Origin of the sequence: Microbacterium sp. ZW T5_45 (assembly GCF_044987415.1) — a bacterium.
GTDB lineage: Bacteria > Actinomycetota > Actinomycetes > Actinomycetales > Microbacteriaceae > Microbacterium.
Window position 1 is genome coordinate 1 of record NZ_JBJDRJ010000054.1, and the last position, 18,058, is coordinate 18,058.

At 70.4% G+C, this 18,058-nt stretch carries 18 protein-coding genes; 12 read left to right on the top strand and 6 right to left on the bottom strand.

What is annotated here, in order from left to right; translation table 11 throughout:
• Nucleotides 1-202: 202 nt before the first annotated feature.
• The 5 genes from ACI3KS_RS18195 (at nt 203) to ACI3KS_RS18215 (ending at nt 5,698) form a co-directional block, all read left to right on the top strand.
• Nucleotides 203-1,081, top strand: coding sequence for an NAD-dependent epimerase/dehydratase family protein (locus tag ACI3KS_RS18195; RefSeq protein ID WP_404919951.1), 879 nt, complete (start codon nt 203-205; stop codon nt 1,079-1,081).
• The gene (locus ACI3KS_RS18200; RefSeq protein WP_404919952.1) at nt 1,081-2,346 is read left to right on the top strand and encodes an enolase C-terminal domain-like protein; all 1,266 of its coding nucleotides are present in this window, start codon (nt 1,081-1,083) and stop codon (nt 2,344-2,346) included. Before ACI3KS_RS18195 ends, ACI3KS_RS18200 begins: the two co-directional genes overlap by 1 nt.
• A 138-nt stretch (nt 2,347-2,484) precedes the next feature.
• Nucleotides 2,485-3,771, top strand: a complete 1,287-nt coding sequence (locus tag ACI3KS_RS18205; RefSeq protein ID WP_404919953.1) for a DUF4038 domain-containing protein — start codon at nt 2,485-2,487, stop codon at nt 3,769-3,771.
• Nucleotides 3,768-4,646: a hypothetical protein gene (locus ACI3KS_RS18210; protein ID WP_404919954.1), complete on the top strand. Its 879-nt coding sequence runs from the start codon at nt 3,768-3,770 to the stop codon at nt 4,644-4,646. The genes ACI3KS_RS18205 and ACI3KS_RS18210 overlap by 4 nt, the downstream gene beginning before the upstream one ends.
• A gap of 65 nt (nt 4,647-4,711) precedes the next feature.
• Nucleotides 4,712-5,698 (top strand): LacI family DNA-binding transcriptional regulator, encoded by a 987-nt coding sequence (locus ACI3KS_RS18215; protein WP_404919955.1) that lies wholly within the window; start codon nt 4,712-4,714, stop codon nt 5,696-5,698.
• 176 nt (nt 5,699-5,874) lie between these two features.
• Here the strand turns inward: ACI3KS_RS18215 and ACI3KS_RS18220 are convergent, their stop codons facing one another.
• Nucleotides 5,875-6,951, bottom strand: a complete 1,077-nt coding sequence (locus ACI3KS_RS18220; protein ID WP_404919968.1) for an alkene reductase — start codon at nt 6,949-6,951, stop codon at nt 5,875-5,877.
• A gap of 199 nt (nt 6,952-7,150) precedes the next feature.
• On the opposite strand from ACI3KS_RS18220, the gene ACI3KS_RS18225 reads away from it, so the two are divergent.
• Both ACI3KS_RS18225 and rarD read left to right on the top strand, forming a co-directional pair.
• Nucleotides 7,151-7,540: an ester cyclase gene (locus ACI3KS_RS18225; protein WP_404919956.1), complete on the top strand. Its 390-nt coding sequence runs from the start codon at nt 7,151-7,153 to the stop codon at nt 7,538-7,540.
• Nucleotides 7,541-7,543: 3 nt separating this feature from the next.
• Nucleotides 7,544-8,428, top strand: coding sequence for an EamA family transporter RarD (rarD, locus tag ACI3KS_RS18230; RefSeq protein ID WP_404919957.1), 885 nt, complete (start codon nt 7,544-7,546; stop codon nt 8,426-8,428).
• Between the two features lie 36 nt (nt 8,429-8,464).
• Here rarD and ACI3KS_RS18235 read toward each other — a convergent pair whose 3' ends face one another.
• Nucleotides 8,465-9,148, bottom strand: coding sequence for a GPP34 family phosphoprotein (locus tag ACI3KS_RS18235; protein WP_404919958.1), 684 nt, complete (start codon nt 9,146-9,148; stop codon nt 8,465-8,467).
• Nucleotides 9,149-9,267: 119 nt separating this feature from the next.
• Complete coding sequence (locus tag ACI3KS_RS18240) at nt 9,268-9,912, bottom strand: MIP/aquaporin family protein (RefSeq protein WP_404919959.1); 645 nt, start codon at nt 9,910-9,912, stop codon at nt 9,268-9,270.
• Nucleotides 9,913-10,143: 231 nt separating this feature from the next.
• On the opposite strand from ACI3KS_RS18240, the gene ACI3KS_RS18245 reads away from it, so the two are divergent.
• Entirely contained in the window at nt 10,144-11,511 is a 1,368-nt protein-coding gene (locus tag ACI3KS_RS18245; RefSeq protein WP_404919960.1) for an APC family permease, read from the top strand.
• Nucleotides 11,498-11,791, top strand: coding sequence for a hypothetical protein (locus tag ACI3KS_RS18250; protein WP_404919961.1), 294 nt, complete (start codon nt 11,498-11,500; stop codon nt 11,789-11,791). Before ACI3KS_RS18245 ends, ACI3KS_RS18250 begins: the two co-directional genes overlap by 14 nt.
• 6 nt (nt 11,792-11,797) lie before the next feature.
• Here ACI3KS_RS18250 and ACI3KS_RS18255 read toward each other — a convergent pair whose 3' ends face one another.
• Together ACI3KS_RS18255 and ACI3KS_RS18260 are read right to left on the bottom strand one after the other, a co-directional pair.
• Nucleotides 11,798-12,814, bottom strand: coding sequence for a magnesium and cobalt transport protein CorA (locus tag ACI3KS_RS18255; protein ID WP_404919962.1), 1,017 nt, complete (start codon nt 12,812-12,814; stop codon nt 11,798-11,800).
• Between the two features lie 46 nt (nt 12,815-12,860).
• On the bottom strand, nt 12,861-14,144 hold the full coding sequence (locus ACI3KS_RS18260) for a serine hydrolase domain-containing protein (RefSeq protein WP_404919963.1): 1,284 nt from the start codon (nt 14,142-14,144) through the stop codon (nt 12,861-12,863).
• A gap of 87 nt (nt 14,145-14,231) precedes the next feature.
• On the opposite strand from ACI3KS_RS18260, the gene ACI3KS_RS18265 reads away from it, so the two are divergent.
• The gene (locus ACI3KS_RS18265; RefSeq protein WP_404919964.1) at nt 14,232-14,546 is read left to right on the top strand and encodes a DUF2470 domain-containing protein; all 315 of its coding nucleotides are present in this window, start codon (nt 14,232-14,234) and stop codon (nt 14,544-14,546) included.
• Between the two features lie 67 nt (nt 14,547-14,613).
• Nucleotides 14,614-15,261 carry a heme oxygenase (biliverdin-producing) gene (locus ACI3KS_RS18270; protein WP_404919965.1) on the top strand — a complete coding sequence of 216 codons (648 nt, stop codon included), beginning with the start codon at nt 14,614-14,616 and terminating at the stop codon, nt 15,259-15,261.
• A gap of 193 nt (nt 15,262-15,454) precedes the next feature.
• Here the strand turns inward: ACI3KS_RS18270 and ACI3KS_RS18275 are convergent, their stop codons facing one another.
• The gene (locus tag ACI3KS_RS18275) at nt 15,455-16,849 is read right to left on the bottom strand and encodes an ATP-dependent RecD-like DNA helicase (RefSeq protein ID WP_404919966.1); all 1,395 of its coding nucleotides are present in this window, start codon (nt 16,847-16,849) and stop codon (nt 15,455-15,457) included.
• A gap of 77 nt (nt 16,850-16,926) precedes the next feature.
• On the opposite strand from ACI3KS_RS18275, the gene ACI3KS_RS18280 reads away from it, so the two are divergent.
• A complete protein-coding gene (locus tag ACI3KS_RS18280; protein WP_404919967.1) occupies nt 16,927-18,015 on the top strand; it encodes a hypothetical protein in 1,089 nt (362 codons plus the stop codon).
• Nucleotides 18,016-18,058 lie beyond the last annotated feature (43 nt).

The following is an 18,058-nucleotide window of genomic DNA, read 5'->3' on the forward strand; positions in this document are numbered from 1 at the left end:
CTGCCACCCGCTGCACCGTCCCCACCGACATCCACCCGCCCACGGCGGGAGACGGACAGCAAACGCGTTGCCGAGCCCACGCTCCACCCCGGCACAGCCGGCGCCCCAGCCGCGACTGCGCGGCGACAGGACGACACGGGCACGCGGCTACACGGCTACACGGCTACACTCGGAGGAAACGTTTTCTCGAAGTGGAGCAACGATGACCCGCGTCCTCATCACCGGAGCCGACGGCGAGATCGGTCGAGCCGCATCGGCCGACCTGCTGCGCCACGGCTACGAGGTCACCGCGCTGTCGCTGTCGTACGGCTCCCACCACCCGGCCGACCGCGTGCTGGTCGGCGACACGACCTCGGTCGACGACGTCGCCGCGGCGCTCGACGGCGCCGACGCGGTCGCGCACTTCGCGGCGATCCCTCATCCGTCGCTCGGCACGCCCTACGAGGTGTTCCGGATCAACACCGACTCGACGTTCAACGTGCTCGAGCAAGCGGGCGCCCGCGGCATCCGTCGTGCGGTCATCGCCAGCAGCATCAACGCCCTCGGGTATCCGAACAATCCGCATGGCCCGATGCCGCCGTCGTTCCCCCTCGACGAGCGCTCGACGCCCGACGTCGGCGACGCCTATTCGCTCTCGAAGGGCGTCGACGAGCAGACCGCGCGCTACGCGCACCGCCGCTACGGCATCGACGTCGTCGCCCTGCGCTTTCCGCTCGTGAAGTGGCCCGAGGTGCTGCACGCGACCGCGAAGGAGATCGCGGCCGACCCGGGGCTGATGTCGCGCGAGGGATGGGCGTACCTCACGATGGCGGATGCCGCACGTGCCGTGCGCGCAGCACTCGAGGCGCCCGTGACCGGAGTCGTCGTCGCCGGTCTCAGCGCCGAGGACACCCTGATCGATCTGCCGACCTCGGTGCTGCTCGCCGACTACGCGCCGTCGGTCCCCGTCGCGCGCGAGATCGTGGGCACCCGCACCCTCATCGACACCACCGTCGCGGCGACCGTGCTGGGCTTCCGCCCCGCCGAGTCGATCCACGACGGCACCGCCACCCATCCGCCGATCCCCGTGAGGACCCCCTGATGACCGACCAGGCCGCACCAGCGACCTTCGCCCAGCCCTGGCAGCCCCGCGACGATGTGCGCATCACCGATGTGCAGGCGATCGTCACGGCACCCGAGGGCATTCCGCTCGTCGTCGTGAGGGTGCTCACCAGCGATGACGGCCTGTACGGCCTGGGCTGCGCGACGTTCACGCAGCGCTGGCAGGCCGTCGTCGCCTACCTCGACCACGTGCGTCCGCTGCTCATCGGCCGCTATCCCGGCGACATCGAGGACCTCACCCGCCTCATCCGCTTCTCGGCCTACTGGCGCGAGGGGCCGGTGGGCAACAACGCGCTCTCGGGCATCGACATGGCACTGTGGGACATCGCCGGCAAGCGTGCGAACGCCCCGGTCTACGAGCTGCTCGGCGGCCGGGTCCGCGCGGCGGCCGACGTGTACCTGCACGCGGAAGGAGCGGATGCCGAGGCCACGGCCGCGCACGCCGAAGAGCTCCGCGCCGCGGGGCTGCGGCACATCCGGGTGCAGACCGGGCAGCAGGGGGTCGGGCACTACGGCGCCCCGGCGCTCGCCGGTCGATACGAGTGGGCGAAGCATCCGCAGGGCTGGCGGGTCTCGGAGTACCTGCGCCGCACGCCCGAGCTGTTCGCGCGGATGCGCGAGCTGCTCGGCGACGACATCGAGCTGCTCCACGACGTGCACTCCCGCCTGTCGCCCCGTCAGGCGATCGGCCTGCTGCGCGACCTCGAGCCGTACCGCCCGTTCTTCATCGAGGACGTGCTGGCGCCGGAGCACTGGGACCGCCTGCCCGAGGTCGCGGCCGCCTCGTCGGTGCCGCTCGCCGTCGGCGAGCTGGCGACCTCGTTCACGGATGCCGCGCGCCTCGTGCGCACGCACGCGGTCGACTACATCCGCGCGCACATCTCCGACGTGGGCGGCCTCAGCGCAGCCCGTCGCCTGGCGGTGCTCGCCGACATCGAGGGCGTTCGCACGGCGTGGCACTCCCCCGGTGACGCCTCGCCGTTCGCGGTCGCCGCCGCCGTGGCTCTCGACGTCTCGAGCCCCGCCTTCGGCATCCAGGAGGGGCACGTCTACAACGAGGCCGCCCACGAGGTCTTCCCCGGCATGATCGACATCGACAACGGCTGGCTCACTCCGAGCGACCGGCCGGGGTGGGGTGTCGACATCGACGAGCGCGCCGCCGCGCGCTTCCCCGCGGGGCTCTCGGGCCACGACGCCTGGGCCGCGGGCGTCCGCGCTCCGGACGGAGCGCTGATCGCGCCCTGAATCGCGCTTCTCGGTGTCGCGCTCTTTGGCGGAGAACACCCCCTGGGGCGGAGCATCCGAAGACATTCCTCCGCCCGACGCGTCGAACTCCCCCCGACACGTCATCACGTCCCCCTCCTCTCCACCGAAAGCACTCCTATGTCCACGTGGTCCCTCGCCCCCTCCGGGCGCTCTCTCCTGCGCGACGGCGCACCCGCCTTCCTGCTCGCCGACACCACCTGGGCCGTGTTCAGCGCGCCCACCGACGAGGAGTGGTCCGACTACCTCGCGCTGCGGCACCGTCAGGGCTTCACCGGGCTGCTCATCAGCGTGCTGCCGATCGAGCACGACCGATCCGAAGGCGGCCTCTCGCCCTACGCCGTGCGCGACGGACGGCTCGATCTCGACGCCGGCGATGCGGACTACTGGCCGCGGGCCGAGCGGCGGCTGGCCGAAGCATCCGCTCTCGGACTCACCCCGATGCTCGTGCTGCTCTGGAACAACTTCGTCCCCGGCACCTGGGGCGCCGGCCTCACGCCCGAGCTCGTGCTCGACGAGGCGCAGACCCTCGCTCATGTGCGGTCGTCGGTCGAGCGCTTCTCCCGCTTCGACCCGATCTGGATCGTCTCGGGCGACGACGACCTCGACGACGAGACGGCTCTCGCCCGGTACTCCCTCGCCGCCGCCGAACTGCGACGCCTGGCACCCGAGGCCCTGATCACCTGGCACAGCACTCCGACGGCTCGCATGTCCGCCGAGATCGCGAACGGCCCGCTGGTCGACCTGCACGGGCTGCAGCCGGGGCACAACCAGGACTGGGACACCCTGCCGCGCGACCTCGTCCGCTTCTACGCGGCGCACGACGTGCAGCGTCCGATCATCAACCTCGAGCCCTGCTACGAGGGGCTCGGACGCTTCGCCGGGCGGGCCAGGCATTCTCGCGCCGACGTCCGTCGGGCGAGTTGGACGGGCATCGTGTCGGGAGCCGCCGCCGGACTCGGCTACGGCGCGCACGGCGTGTGGAGCTGGCATCGTCGGGGCGCGGCGTTCACGGCGGGCGAGGTGCACGGTCTGCCGTTCCCGTTCTCGGTCGCCCTCGGTTTTCCGGGCGCCGACGACGTCGCGCACCTGCGCCGGGTCGTCGAGCAGGAAGGACTGCTCGATCTGCGCGAGGACCGCGAAGTGCTCGTGGCCGAACCCTCGGGCGCGGTCGCCGGTCGGGCCGACGGGGTGATCGCGGTGTACGCACCCGAGGCCTTCGCCCTCACTCTGCGGGTCGACGCGACGGAGGTCGCCGAGGTGCGCCTGTACGACCTCGCCGAGCGCCGCCCCGACGCGGCCGTCTGGACGCCGGTCGAGGTCGATGGCGACCCCGGTCTCCGCCTCGAGCAGAGCGAGTTCCCGGGGGATGCTCTGTTCGTCGTGCGTCTGCGGGAGCGGCGATGAGCGCGGATGACGTGGTCGTCGCGATTCCTGCTGCCGAGGACCGTGATGCGATCGCCGGAGACCTCGCGGACCTGACGGTCGAGGCCGACGGCATCCGCGCGGTGCTCGCAGCGGACGGTGGCCGCATCGCCTCGATCGTCGCGCACGGGCGCGAGCTGCTCGCCCGCACGCCGTGGGCCGATGAACCGGCCGACGGCTGGCGCATGACGTCGAGCAACGCCGAGTGGCACCGTCGCTACCCCGGAGGATGGCACCTGCTCGCTCCGGCGGCCGGCGATCCCTCACCGGAGGCGGCGGTCGAGCAGCCCTTCCACGGCGAGGCGGCATGGCGTACCTGGCGGCTGCGACGCATCGATGCCGGGACCGCGGTGGCGGAGGTGCGACTGCGCACGGCGCCGCTGCGCATCGTGCGCACGCTGCACGTCGTCGCGGGGACTCTCAGCGTCACGACGCGCATCGTCAACGAGGGCTCGGACGAGCAGCGGATCGTGTGGGTGGAGCATCCGGCCCTCGACGGCGCACTGTTCGACGATGCCGAGCTCGAGCTCGACGGATCCGTGCTGCCCGTGGTCGCAGCTCCCGGCTCGGCGTTCGCCGACCATGCGGCAGCCGACGGCGCGTTGACGCTGCGCTCCCGCTCGGGCGGGATCGATCTGCGGATGCTCTGGGACGCCGACCTCCTCCCCCGCCTGTGCCTCTGGCAGGAGCGTCGCGGATCCACGGGCTTCCCGTGGTGGGGCCAGGTCGACGCGGTCGGCGTGGAACCGGCATCCGATGCCTACGGCACGGCGACGCTCGGCTCGGGATCCGTGCGGATCGCCGCCGGCGCTGAGCAGGAATCGCGCATGCTCTGGGAGATCCGCCCGCGCGGATGAGCGGGATCGCGGCGGCTCGATATGATCGATCTGCGATGTCAAGAAAAGCGATTTCCCTCAAGGATGTGGCCGCCATCGCGGGGGTGTCCGTCTCGACCGCGTCGAAGGTGCTGCGCGGCGGCGGCAAGGCGTCGGACGCGACCCGCGAGCGGATCCTCGACGCCGCGGCGCGCCTCGACTACGAGCCCAACGCCCTCGGCCAGTTCCTCGCGCAGGGACGCAGCGCGACGATCGGCGTCCTGACGCTCAACGCACCGGGTGCGTTCACGATGCCGGTGCTCACCGGCGCCACCACCACGCTCGGCGCCCGCGACCTGTCGGTGCTCGTCTCGGACTCGCGGCTCGACCGCTCGCTGATCACGGCGACCGTGCGCAAGTTCCGCGCCCGAAAGGTCGACGGACTGCTCGTGGTCGGCGACGGCAGCGGCACCGCGATGCGCTCGGTCACCGCGGGCTTCACGGTGCCGGTCGTATACGCCTACGGCGTCTCCGACGACCCCGACGACGTGTCGTTCCTGCACAACGGAGAGCTCGCGGGAGAGCTCGCCGGTCGGCACCTGCTCTCCCTGGGGCGGCGCCGGATCGCGCACATCAGCGCCTCGCTCGACGATCACTCCGCCAGGGAGCGTGCGGCGGGCCTCGCCGCCGCGCTCGCAGAGGCGGGGGTCGAGCTCGTGGGCGGCACCGGCCTGCACGGCGACTGGTCGCGGTCCTGGGGTCGCCGAGCCGCCGAGGACCTGCTCGCCTCGGGGCTCGAGTTCGACGCGGTCTTCTGCGGCAACGACACGATCGCCACCGCGGCATCCGAGGTGTTCCGGCAGGCAGGGCTGCGCATCCCCGAGGACGTCGCGATCGTCGGCTTCGACAACCTCGCGGGCCTCATGGATCAGCACGACCGCACTCTCACGACGATCGATCCGCTGCTGAGCACGGTCGGCGCCCGCGCGGCCGAGTACCTCGCCGACGCGATCGAGGGCGGCGAGTTCGTGCCCGGCCTGCACCGCGTCGACGGCGTGCTGATCGAGGGCGAGTCGACCGCCGTCACGCGCTGAGCGCCGCTCCCTCGCGCCCCGGGCCCTCGCAGCCACACCCCCGCTGAGCGACGCTCCCGAGCGTCCCCTGCCCACGCTCCCGCTGAGCTACGACGCCCCCGCTGATTTACGTGAATCAGCGGGGGCGTCGTAGCCCAACAGGGGCGTCAGCAGAACCGCGAGCGTCGGCCCCCGCCTCAGGCCTCGGCGAGCGCCGGATAGTCGATGTACCCCTCGGCGGTGCGGCCGTAGAACAGCTCGGGACGCGGCTCGTTGAGCTCGGCATCCCGTCGCGACCGCTCGACGAGGTCGGGGTTCGCGATCACCGGACGGCCGGCGGCGACGGCATCCGCCCATCCGCCGCCGAGGATCCCGTCGGCCGCCTCGCGGGTCGACGACCCCGCGAAGCCGCGGTTCACGATGAGCGGCGCCCCGGCAGCCCGGCGGATGCTCTGCACGAGGTCGCTCGCCGGGTCGATGTGCAGCACATCGATGAACGCGAGCCCGAGCGGGGTGAGCCCGTCGGCGACGGCGAGGTACGTCGCGAGGGCGTCGTCGACGTCGTCCTCGAGCGCTCCCTGGATGCCGTGCTGCGGAGACAGGCGGATGCCGGTGCGATCCGCCCCGACCGCGGCGGCGACCGCGCGAGTGACCTCGATCGCGAAGCGGGCGCGGTTCTCCGGCGAGCCGCCGTACTCGTCATCGCGGGTGTTCGACGCCGGCGACAGGAACTGGTGCACGAGATAGCCGTTCGCTCCATGCACCTCGACGCCGTCGAGACCGGCGGCGATCGCGTTGCGCGCGGCCTGCGCGAACTGCTCCACGACCGCGGGGATCTCTTCCAGGGTCAGTGCATGCGCGACCGGCAGAGCCGCCTTGCCCTCAGGTGTGCGGGTCTCACCGGGCGCCGCGAGCGCGCTCGGTCCGACGACCCGATCCGACCCCGAGATCGCCGGATGCCCGACGCGACCGCCGTGCATCAGCTGCATGACGATCGTGCCGCCGGCCGCGTGCACGGCATCCGCGATGCGTCGCCAGCCCTCGATCTGGGCCGGGGTCACGATGCCGGGCTGCCCCGGATACGACTTTCCTTCGGCAGCGGGCCACGTGCCCTCGGTGATGATCAGGCCCTGCCCCGCGCGCTGCCGATAGTACTCGACCATCGTGTCGGTGGGCACGCCGTCGTCGTCGGCACGGGTGCGGGTCAGCGGCGCCATCACGACGCGGTTGGACAGGGAGAGCGCGCCGAATACGGCCGGTTCGAAGAGGGTCACCTGAAGGTCAAGCCCGCCTTCCCTGGACGTATTCCCCGCGGGGGTCTCGCGACGGATCCCTGATCGGGTGACGGATGCCGTCGCAGGAAGCGCCTTATCCTCCGGCATCCGTCGCTCCTTCCGGGATTCGTCGCAGCGGGCCGGGAATCGTCGCACGACCTGCGCGGCCCGCCCGCCGCACCGATGGGATGATCGACGGATGGAGTCCTGGGAGCTGCGCGGCTGGTTCGAGGAGTACCTCGACGCCCTGAATCGCCACGATCCGGATGCCGTGCGCGAGCTGCTGGCCCCGGACGTGCGCCGAGCGCACCGGCCGGCCGGCGCCGACGCCTGGATCGACGACCTCGCCGACCTGCTGCACGGCTTCCCGGACTTCCAGTGGAAGCGCATCCAGCTCATCGTCGAGGACGACCGCATCGCCGCGCACCTGCGCGGCAGCGGCACGCACACCGGCCCGTTCCACGGCATCGCGCCCACGAGGCGGCGCGTGAACATCGCCGAGTTCGCGATGATCCGCGTGGTGAACGGTCGCATCGTCGAGTCCAGCGGCACCGACGACGACGCCCTGCTCCGCGCGATCGGCGCCTGAGCCGTGCACACCACCGCCCATCACCCCCTTCGGGGCCTGATCAGCTCGCTGCTCGCGAGCATCCTGTTCGGGGCGATGTTCTTCCTCGCCGGCACCGTCGATGCCGCGGCCGAGGCGGTCTTCGGCTGGCGGATGCTCGTCACCGCCGCCTGTTTCGCGATCGCGCTGCTGTGGCCGGCGAACCGGCGCGCACTCGCCGACCTCTGGGCGGCGCTGCGCCGCAGGCCGTGGATGCCGCTGGTCCTCGTGGGGACGAGCGCGCTCGTCGGCGTGCAGATGTGGCTCTTCGCCTGGGCTCCGATGCACGGCCACGGCCTCGACACCTCGCTCGGCTACCTGCTGCTGCCCCTCATGCTCGTGCTCTCGGGCCGATTCCTGTTCCACGACCGGGTGACTCGCACGCAGTGGACGGCCGTGGCGATCGCGGCCGTCGCCGTGATCGTGAAGCTCGTGTTCACCGCATCCCTGTCATGGGTGACCGTGCTCGTCTGCGTCGGATACACGGTCTACTTCGCACTGCGCACGCGATTCGGTCTGGCCACGCAGTCGGCCTTCGGCGGCGAGATCGCCCTGCTCTGCATCGTCGCGGTGCCTCTGATCCTGGTGAGTCGCGGGGCCGACACGATCGGCGAGCAGTCGCTGGTGCTGCTCATCGGACTCGGCGGCGCCGCCGCGATGACCGCCTACCTCGCCGCCTCGCACCTGCTGTCGATGCCCGTGTTCGGCCTGCTGACCTACGTCGAACCGGTGCTGATGTTCGTGGCGTCCCTGCTGCTGGGCGAGCGCCTCACCGCATCGGATGCCGTCGCCTACGGACTCCTCGCCGTCGCGCTCGGCGTGCTCGCCGCCGGCTCGCTGCCGCGCAGAGGCCGCATCCCGCGCACGTAGAGCGCCCGAGCGCCGCAGCGAAGCCCAGACTGCGACTCAGGTCACGACCGCGGCGATCACCACCGCCGACATCGACGCCGCCACCATCGCGGATGCGGCGGTGGCCACGGCGATCGCGACCGCGTCACCTGCGTCGTCCGCCACCGACGTCGTCACGGCGAGCTCGTCGATCCGCTTCTCCAGCTCCTTCGACGAGAGCCCGCCCGCTTCCTCGCGCAGGATCGGATGAGCGACGCCGAGCCCCTGCAGGATCGTGAGCAGTGTCAGATCCGCGGCGGTCGGCGCCGCCGAACCCGCGATGACCTCGGCCAGCCGTGCGCGCAGCGTCCGCTCCGGCGCGGCATCCGCCTCGGGCGTGCGTCCGCCACGCCAGCCGAACAGGCCCCGCTCGCCGCGGACGAGGACGCCCTTGTCGACGAGCGAGGCGACGAGGTCCTCGAGCGGATCGAGCTTCCACCGCAGCAACAGCTCGTCCAGGCGTCGGCCGCTCAGCGGCACGAGCCGGGCGAGGGCGACGTCGAGCACGGCATCGCCCGTGGGCTCCGGCGACGTCACGCGGACGGTCGGATGCTTCCCGTCGACCACCTCGACACGGTCGTGCAGCGCGAGGTCGACGATCACCGCGGCGATCTCGCCGAACACCCGATACGCACCGGCCGCGCTCTCGATGCGGCCGTCCGGGCGGAGGAGCAGGAGATGGAGTTCCTCGACGATGGACATGCTTCGACGCTACGCCGCCCGTCACGAGGTCTCATCCACCCAGCGACGGATATCGCGTCATGCAGACGACGGATGCCGCGCCCCCGAGGGGACGCGGCATCCGTCAGCGGAGATCGCGCTCAGGCGCCGATCTTCTTGGCGTCGTCGGTGTTGAGCAGGCGGAACAGCACGGCCGCGATGACCGCACCGAGCACCGGAGCGACGATGTAGAGCCACAGCGACGCCCAGTCGAAGTAGCCGCCGACCGAGAGGCCGAGCGCGACGGCCGGGTTGAACCCGCCGCCCGAGATCGAGCCGACGGTGGCCGCACCGACGAAGACGGTGCCGCCGATCGCGAGGCCGTAGAACGAGTTGCCCTCGGTGCCCTTCGCGGTGGCGGTGTTGAGCACGACCCACACGAGGATCAGGGTGAACAGCGTCTCGACGAAGAACGCGGGACCGATCTCGATGACCTTGGCCTCGCCGCCCTTCGGCCACACGGCGAGGCTCGCGAGCGCCGCGAGCGCACCGCCGACGAACTGCGCGACGAGGTATGCGATGAGGTCGACGACGCTGAGGCCGCCGCGGAGGAAGACGCCGACCGAGACGGCGGGATTCAGGTGTGCGCCCGAGATGTGTCCGGTCGAGAAGACGAGCACGGCGAGCGTGAAGCCGATCGCGAGCGGCGTCAGCACGCTGTCGCTGTTCACTGCGGCGATGATGGCGAGGACGAAGAGGAAGGTCGCGAGACCTTCGGCGAGTGCCTTGCGAGGCGTTCCGGTCATGGGAGAGCTCTTTCTGGGGAAGGACGGAACAGGCTTGTCGACCGTCCACGCACTCTGGCCGCCGGCCTGCCTTGGCGACCCTGACAGTAGCGGCCTCCGGCGAGCGCGACGCGGCGACGCGCGGCGAGTCTGTGGAATTCCTGAACGGGTGAATTGCCGCCCGGATGCCGGTATGCCCCGGCGCTGTCAAGCCCATCGGCCTCCGGACCACGGCACCCTACGGTGGCGGTCATGACACGACCCGATGTCCCGACAGCCCCTGAGTCGACCGCACTGCGGCGGGCGATCACCGGCCCCCTGCTGTTCGCGTTCATCCTCGGCGATGTCCTCGGCGCCGGCATCTATGCGCTCATGGGCGTGCTGTCCGAGAAGGTCGGCGGGATGCTGTGGGCGCCACTGGTCCTCGCCCTGCTGCTCGCACTGCTCACGGCAGGCTCGTACGCCGAGCTCGTGACGAAGTATCCGCGGGCGGGAGGCGCTGCGGTTTTCGCTGAGCGGGCGTTCCGCAGCCCGCTGGTGTCGTTCCTCATCGGCTTCTGCATGCTCGCGGCCGGCGTCACGAGCGCCGCCGGCCTCGCGATCGCCTTCGCCGGCGACTACCTCGGCACATTCTTCGACCTGCCGACGATCCCGGTAGCGATCGTCTTCCTCGCGATCGTCGCCGCGCTCAACGCCCGCGGCATCCGCGAGTCGCTGGGCGCCAACCTCGTCATGACGGCGATCGAACTGAGCGGTCTCGTGATCGTCATCGCCGTGGTCGCGATCTTCCTCGGCGGCGGGGGCGGCGATGTGTCCCGGGTGGCCCAGGCACCCGAGGGCACTCCGGTCGCACTCGCCGTGCTCTCGGGTGCCGTGATCGCGTACTACTCCTTCGTGGGCTTCGAGACCTCGGCGAACATGATCGAAGAGGTGCGGGAGCCGCGTCGCACCTACCCGCGCGCCCTGTTCGCCGCGCTGTTCACCGCCGGCGCCGTCTATCTGCTCGTCGGGCTCGCGAGCTCGATCGCCCTCCCCGCCGACGAACTCCAGAACTCCAGCGGGCCCCTGCTCGATGTCGTCGAGGCGAGCGGCGTGAGCGTACCGTCATGGCTCTTCAGCCTCATCGCGCTCGTCGCCGTCGCGAACGGTGCACTGCTGACGATGATCATGGCGAGTCGGCTCACGTTCGGCATGGCCGAGCAGAGGCTTCTCCCCGCCGCGCTCGGCCGCGTACTGCCGCGCAGGAAGACCCCCTGGGTCGCGATCATCACGACGACCCTCGCCGCGATGCTCCTCACGCTCATCGGCGACCTGGCGACGCTCGCCGAGACGGTCGTCCTGCTGCTGCTCTTCGTCTTCCTGAGCGCCAACGTGTCGGTGCTGGTGCTGCGGCGAGACCGCGTCGAGCACGACCACTTCCGCATCTGGACGCCGATCCCGGTTCTCGGCATCGCCTCGTGCATCCTGCTGCTCACACAGCAGCGTCCGATCGTCTGGCTGTACGGGGCGGCGCTGCTCGCGCTGGGCGTGCTGCTCCACCTGCTGGCGAGGTGGAGCCGTGCCCGCAGCCGGAAGACCATCACCACCCGACAGAAGGAAGCCGACCATGCCGAACGATGAGACCATGCCGAACGATGAGACCATGCCGAACGATGACACGACGGACGCTGTCACGGACAGCACCGGGATGACCCGCGAGGAGAAGCGTCACGATCAACTCACGACCGCGCCGGAGGCCACGGAGCAGGATGCCGCCCCGCGCATCGAGGTCACCGAGCACGACGGTGTGACGCGCATCGACATCGCGCCGGATGCTGCGGTGCGGCCCGGCCCGGGGCCGGGAGCGCCGGGCGCGGATGGCTCCGTCGACGGCGCCGCCGGCTCTGACGACGCAGGATGAGCGCCGCTACATCCAGCCGTTGCGCTTGAACGCGAAGTAGAGCGCTCCGCCGATCGTCACCATGAGGCCGAGCGCCATGGGATACCCCCACACCCAGTCCAACTCGGGCATGTTGCGGAAGTTCATGCCGTAGACGCCGCCGACGAGCGTCGGGGCGAAGAGGATCGCGGCCCAGCCGGAGATCTTCTTCACCTCGTCGTTCTGGCGGATGCTGAACTCCGTCATCCGCTGCATCTCCTCGTTCTGCCGACGCGCCACGATCGTGGATTCCACGGTGAGGGCGTTGTCGAGGAGGGCGCGGAAGGTGTTCGCCCGCTCGCTGATCTGCACGACGTGGTCGTACACGTCGCGCAGGTAACGCTGCAGCTCCTCGTCGACGCGGTACTTCTCGGATCCGCGCAGCAGTCCGTCCAGCATCCCGACCAGCGGCTGCGTCGCACGCTGGAAGTCGATGACCTCGCGGCTGAGCGCGTAGATGCGCTGCGTGGCGTCGGAGTCCTCGACGAAGAGCTGGCTCTCGATCTCGTCGATGTCGTTCTCGAGTCCCGCGAGCACGGGGCCGTACTCGTCGACGACCTCGTCGATCACCGCATACAGCACGGCTTCCGGGCCGTGTGTGAGCAGCGGCCGGTCGCCTTCGAGCCGTCGGCGGACCCGAGCGAGGTCGGGCGCCTCCGCATGTCGGATGGTCACCACGAAGTCAGGGCCCACGATCACGTGCACCTCACCGAACTCGACCTCTTCGACGTCATCGAGGTAGCGGGCGGGGCGCAGCACCATGAAGAGGATGTCACCGTAGCGTTCGAGCTTCGACCGCTGGTGGCCGGTGAGCGTGTCCTCGACGACGAGGGCGTGGATGCCGAACTCGTCTGCGACCTCGCGGACCTCGGCCTCGCTCGGGCGGTAGAGGCCGATCCAGCCCATGCCGCCGCGCTCGCGCATCCGCTCGAACGTCTCGCTCAGGCTCGAGGGGTTCTCGGTGCGCACCCCGTCGACGTAGATCCCGTTGTCGATGATCGTCATCAGGGACTCCCGGTGCTCGTGCTCGCGCTGGTCGCCGTGCGAGCGCTCAGCCGGCGGGCGGTGCGACGCAGGGGATCGCCGCGTCGACGATCGCCTGATGGTACTGCTCCGCGGTGAACGGCAGCCCGAACTCGGGGGCCGTCTGCCCGGATGCCGCCGGCGCCTTCGACGCGATCGCGGCGAGCTCCCAGGAGAGGTACGACACGAAGGTCGACCCCGCGGTCGAGTCGTTCAACACGACAGCCACGGTGAACCCGGTGGTCGGGTCGGAGTAGGCCGCCGTCGCATAGCCGGGGGTCCAGCCCTGCTGCCCGATCATCGAGCCGACGAGCAGGCCGCCGCCGGTCGCCTGCAGCCACGAGGGGGCTCCGTCGTACGCGGGGAGGGGCGCGCCGTAACGCGCGGGCTCGGCGCCCTCCTTGCGCAGCGCCTGCGAGGCCTCGGCCTGCGCGTAGCGTCCGAGGTCCTCGATGGTCGAGACGGCGCCGGAGTCGGTGAAGCCGGTGCTCGACGAGAGCGTGGTGATGTCGTTGGGCGCCTCGCACACGTAGCCGCCCTCGACCTGGCTGAGGTGGTGCCCGTTCAGCACGGCCCCGGTCGATGGCTTCGCGGCCGCGGGCGACGGCAGCGAGGTGCCGGTGAGGTCGAGGGGGTCGGCGACGTATTTCTGGATGAGTTCGGCGGCGCTGAGACCGGAGACCCGCTCGAGTGCGAGGCCCAGCAGCAGGTACTCGGTGTCCGAGCCGCGGTAGGTGACGTGCGGCGCCGTGCGCGCCTGGCCGAGGCCGTACGACGCGAGCTCCAGCGGAGCCCACACCCGCTCGGGGGTGTTCAGCCAGGCTCCCTTCACGGTCTCCTCCGAGGAGCCGAGACCGCTCGTACCGTTGCAGAGGTCGAGCAGGGTGATGCCGTCCATGCCCGAGACTCCGGACACGTACTCGTCGACGGGCGCGTCGAGCTCGACGGTTCCCTCGTCGACGAGGGCGTAGAGCACATCGCACGTCATGAGGCGGGTCTCATCGCCGATGCGGAAGGCCATGTCGGTGCTGAGCTCTGCGCCGCCCGGCTCCTGCGTGCCGACCGTGGTCACCCACGACCCGCTCCACGGCACCCACACTCCCACGATCGCTCCGGCCGCTCCGGATGCGGCGAGCGCGTTCGCGACGGCATCCTGCATCGCGGCCACGGTCTCGTCGGGCAGCGCGCCCTCGACCTGGGCGGGCGGCGTGTAACTGAACGTCTCCTCGGAGGTACAGCCCGTCAGGAACAGTGCGAGCGCGGCGAAGCCCGCCGCTGCTGCGCGCACCCGGCGCGAGGAGAGAAGCTGCATGTAGGAAGACCCCCGGAAGTCGTGTCTCCCGAGTCTAGAACGCGGATGCTGGGAAGACGCATCCGGCGACGGCTTAGGGTGTCCTTTGTGACCCATTCGTTCGATCCCGACATCATCGCCGCCATCCTGCACCACATGAATGACGACCACACCGACGACAACCTGCTAATCGTCCGCGCGTTCGCGACCGACGGCGAGGGAGAGGTCGCGGATGCCGTCATGACCGGCTTCGACGGCGACGGCGGCGATTGGACGTACACGCTCGACGGTGCGGCATCCGAGGTGCGGGTGCCCTGGCCGGGCGGGCCGATCTCGGAGCGTCCGGCGGTGCGCCGCGAGGTCGTCGCGCTGTACGACCTGGCGTGCGAGCGTCTGGGCATCGAGCCCCGGCCACACGCGTAGCACGGCGCACGCGTCGCACGGAGAACCGCGCATGGCGCTGAGGATAGGCAAGCCTTACACTGGTGGCATGTCTGAGATCCTCTCCTTCTCCGCCGCGCTCCGCGAGCGTTCCTCCGGCTCGCACTCGCGCAGCGAGCACGCCGGCTTCATGTCCGACCTGCTGAAGGGCGAGGGGTCCCGCGAGGACTACATCGCCCTCGTCGCCCAGCACTACTTCATCTACGAGGCGCTCGAGAGCGCCGGCGAGCGCATGCGCAAGGACCCGGTCGCCTCGGTGTTCCTCAGCGACAAGCTCACCCGGCTTCCCGCACTCGAGGCCGACCTCGAGTTCCTCATCGGCGCCGACTGGCGCGAGCAGATCACGGCGCTGCCGACCACGCAGCGCTACGTCGAGCGGATCACCCAGGTCGGCGCGACGTGGGCGGGCGGCTTCGTCGCCCACCACTACACGCGCTACCTCGGCGACCTCTCGGGCGGCATCTTCATCGGCCGTGTGATGGCCCGCCGCTTCGGCTTCGAGACCAACGGCATCGGCTTCTACCTCTTCGACGACATCGCCGACCCCGCCGCGTTCAAGGACGTCTACCGCGAGCAGCTCGACGCCGCTCCGTGGGATGCCGCCGAGCAGGAGCGCGTGATCGACGAGGTGCTCCTCGCCTACCGCTTCAACACAGAGCTGTTCGAGGACCTCGACCGGGCTCGCGCCGCCGCCTGACCTCGCGGTCTCTGCTCTCTGCAGTCTGTCCCCCGGGTTCCTGCGCGAGCGCAGCGCCCCCTCCCGGTCCCTGAGCGAGCGCAGCGAGACGAAGGGCCTCCCGTCACATACGTCCTTCGTCACTTCAACTCGCTGCGCTCGCTCAGCACAGCGCTCGTCGCTGCGCTCCTCGCTCAGGAACCGGCGAAGGGCGTTACGTCTTCGGCAGCTCCGGTGTCGAGCGCGCCTCCCATGCCTCCCGCATGAACCGACGGACGTCCTCGTCGACGCGGATGTCGCGCGGGCGCAGCGGCCGTGACAGGTACAGCCCGTCCAAGGAGGTGAGCCGCGACAGAGCCACGTACGTCTGCCCGGGGGCGAATGCCCCGGATCCCAGATCGATCACGGCGCGGTCGTAGGTCTTGCCCTGCGACTTGTGGATCGTCACGGCCCAGGCGAGCCGCAGCGGGAACTGCGTGAACTCGGCGACCACGTCGCGGGTGAGCTTCTTCGTCGTCGGTTCGTAGGAGTAACGGAACCTCTCCCAGACGGCGGGCTCGACGTCGACCTCCTCGCCGTCGATCTCCACCCGCACCTTCTCGCCGAGTATCCGGGTCACCGTGCCGATCGTGCCGTTCACCCAGCGGGGCGGTTCTCCCGACACCGCCGTGTCGTTGCGCAGGAACATCACCTGCGCGCCGATCTTGAGCTTCAGTTCGCTCTCGGCTGGCAGGGCCGCCTCCCCTCGACCGAAGTCGCCGCTGACCTCGGCCCGCGCGGTCTGCTCCTTGCCGGGGAGGGCTGCGAGGTGTCGACTGTTGATGCCGTTCACGATGTCGTTGCGGGTGGCGAGGGTGATCATCGGCACCTCACCCGGTTCGGGCTCGGGCTGCGGACGAGCGCCCTGCGTGTTCAGCACCTGGGCGATCTCGGCCGTCACCCGTCCGTAGCGCACCGCGTTCAGCATGGCCTTGAACCCGTCGTCGGACTGCCGGTGGATCTGCACGAGCTCCCGGACGTGCAGCTCCGCGCGTGCGTCCACCTCGAACAGGCCCTCGGATGCCGACGGCGCGGCACCGCCCGACGCTCCCGCCCACACCTTCGCGTCGAAGAACCAGAAGGAGCGGTAGTGATCCTGCACATAGCGCAGCTCTTCGCCGCGCGGCGGCACCGGAGCGAGCTGGTACGGGTCGCCGAACATGACGACCTGCACCCCGCCGAACGGGATGCCGCGCTTGCCTCTGGCCTGCCGCAGGGAGCGGTCGATCGCGTCCATCAGGTCTGCGCTCACCATCGAGATCTCATCGATCACGAGCGTCTCGATCGCGTTGAGGATGCGCCGGGTGTTGTCGTTCTGATCGATGTCCGAGTCGCCGATCAGTCCGATCGGCAGCCGGAACAGCGAGTGGATCGTCTGCCCCTCGACGTTGAGCGCCGCGACCCCGGTGGGCGCGCAGATCGCGATCTGCTTCTTGGTGTTCCACGCGAAGTACTGCAGCAGCGTCGACTTGCCGGTCCCCGCCCTGCCCGTCACGAACACGTGCTCCGAGGTGTCCTCGATGAGTCGGAAGAGCTCGTTCTGCTCGTCGGACAACTCGGTGAAGGACACGGTGCAATGCTACGTGCCCCGGTGCGGCAGCATCCGCCGTGCACCGTCGTCTCAGGCCGCACTTCTAGACTGGCCGCATGCATCAGGCGGAGACGAGGGCGCCGCGGCGATCCCGTCTCGCCGTGGATCTCGCGCTGCTCGCGGTCGTGGGGCTGGTCCTCGTCGCGGCGCTGGGCGCCGGAGCATCCACTCTCTACCGGCAGTACTACGGGGCGTCATCATTCGTCACCCGCTATCTGGATCTGCTGTCGGAGGGTCGAGCGGCCGATGCGCTGCGCCTGCCGGGCGTGGCGATCGACAGTGCGACGCTCGAGGGTGCCGGCATCACCGGATCGCCCTCCGAGGCCATGCTGCGCAGCGCCGCACTGTCGTCACTGAGCGATGTCGAGGTGCTCTCCGAGACGGTCGACGGCGACGAGACGGCCGTGACCGTGTCGTACAAGGCCGGCGGCCATGTCGGCAAGAGCACCTTCCGTGTCGAGCAGGACGGCTGGATCGGCGTCGCCCCGAACTGGCGCTTCGCGACGAGCCCGCTCGCGGTCATCGACCTGACCCTGCGCGGTGCCGACCAGTTCCTCGTCAACGGCTTCGAGGTCGACCGTCGGCAGATCTCGGTGGCGGGGGCGGATGCCGCACCTCTCGACCCGCTGCCCATGCTGGTGTTCACACCGGGGCTCTACTCGATCACCGTCGACACTGCGATCTCGGCATCCTCCGGCATCGCCGTCCTCGCCGATGCTCCGCTGGCCACGACGCCGGTCGACCTGCAGACGGTCCCCACCGAGGAGTTCGTGAGCGTCGTGCAGCAGAACGTCGAGGACTTCCTCACGCAGTGCACGACGCAGGAGGTGCTGCAACCGACCGCGTGCCCCTTCGGGCTCGAGGTGCGCAACCGCATCGCGTCGCTGCCCGAATGGTCGATCGCTGTGCAGCCGACGGTGACGGTCGCCCCCGACGGTGGCCAGTGGCAGATCCCCACGACGGATGCCGTCGCCCATGTCGAGGTGAAGATCCGCTCGCTGTTCGACGGCAGTGTGCAGGATGTCTCGGAGGACGTGCCGTTCCAGGTGAACGGCACCATCACGATCCTCGCGGACGGCACCGCATCGATCCGCGTCGGTTCGCCCGATGACGGCACGTCCGAGGACGACGCGCCTCAGGACTGAGAGCGCGCCTCAGGGCGGGTCGCGCTCAGGGCGGGTCGCGCTC

Bases quoted from the DNA above. Each gene is read 5' to 3' on its own strand.
- ACI3KS_RS18195 (WP_404919951.1), top strand. From the start codon at position 203: ATGACCCGCGTCCTCATCACCGGAGCCGACGGCGAGATCGGTCGAGCC.
- ACI3KS_RS18200 (WP_404919952.1), top strand. From the start codon at position 1,081: ATGACCGACCAGGCCGCACCAGCGACCTTCGCCCAGCCCTGGCAGCCC.
- ACI3KS_RS18205 (WP_404919953.1), top strand. From the start codon at position 2,485: ATGTCCACGTGGTCCCTCGCCCCCTCCGGGCGCTCTCTCCTGCGCGAC.
- ACI3KS_RS18210 (WP_404919954.1), top strand. From the start codon at position 3,768: ATGAGCGCGGATGACGTGGTCGTCGCGATTCCTGCTGCCGAGGACCGT.
- ACI3KS_RS18225 (WP_404919956.1), top strand. From the start codon at position 7,151: ATGGAGTCCTGGGAGCTGCGCGGCTGGTTCGAGGAGTACCTCGACGCC.
- ACI3KS_RS18235 (WP_404919958.1), bottom strand. From the start codon at position 9,148: ATGTCCATCGTCGAGGAACTCCATCTCCTGCTCCTCCGCCCGGACGGC.
- ACI3KS_RS18240 (WP_404919959.1), bottom strand. From the start codon at position 9,912: ATGACCGGAACGCCTCGCAAGGCACTCGCCGAAGGTCTCGCGACCTTC.
- ACI3KS_RS18245 (WP_404919960.1), top strand. From the start codon at position 10,144: ATGACACGACCCGATGTCCCGACAGCCCCTGAGTCGACCGCACTGCGG.
- ACI3KS_RS18250 (WP_404919961.1), top strand. From the start codon at position 11,498: ATGCCGAACGATGAGACCATGCCGAACGATGAGACCATGCCGAACGAT.
- ACI3KS_RS18255 (WP_404919962.1), bottom strand. From the start codon at position 12,814: ATGACGATCATCGACAACGGGATCTACGTCGACGGGGTGCGCACCGAG.
- ACI3KS_RS18260 (WP_404919963.1), bottom strand. From the start codon at position 14,144: ATGCAGCTTCTCTCCTCGCGCCGGGTGCGCGCAGCAGCGGCGGGCTTC.
- ACI3KS_RS18270 (WP_404919965.1), top strand. From the start codon at position 14,614: ATGTCTGAGATCCTCTCCTTCTCCGCCGCGCTCCGCGAGCGTTCCTCC.
- ACI3KS_RS18280 (WP_404919967.1), top strand. From the start codon at position 16,927: ATGCATCAGGCGGAGACGAGGGCGCCGCGGCGATCCCGTCTCGCCGTG.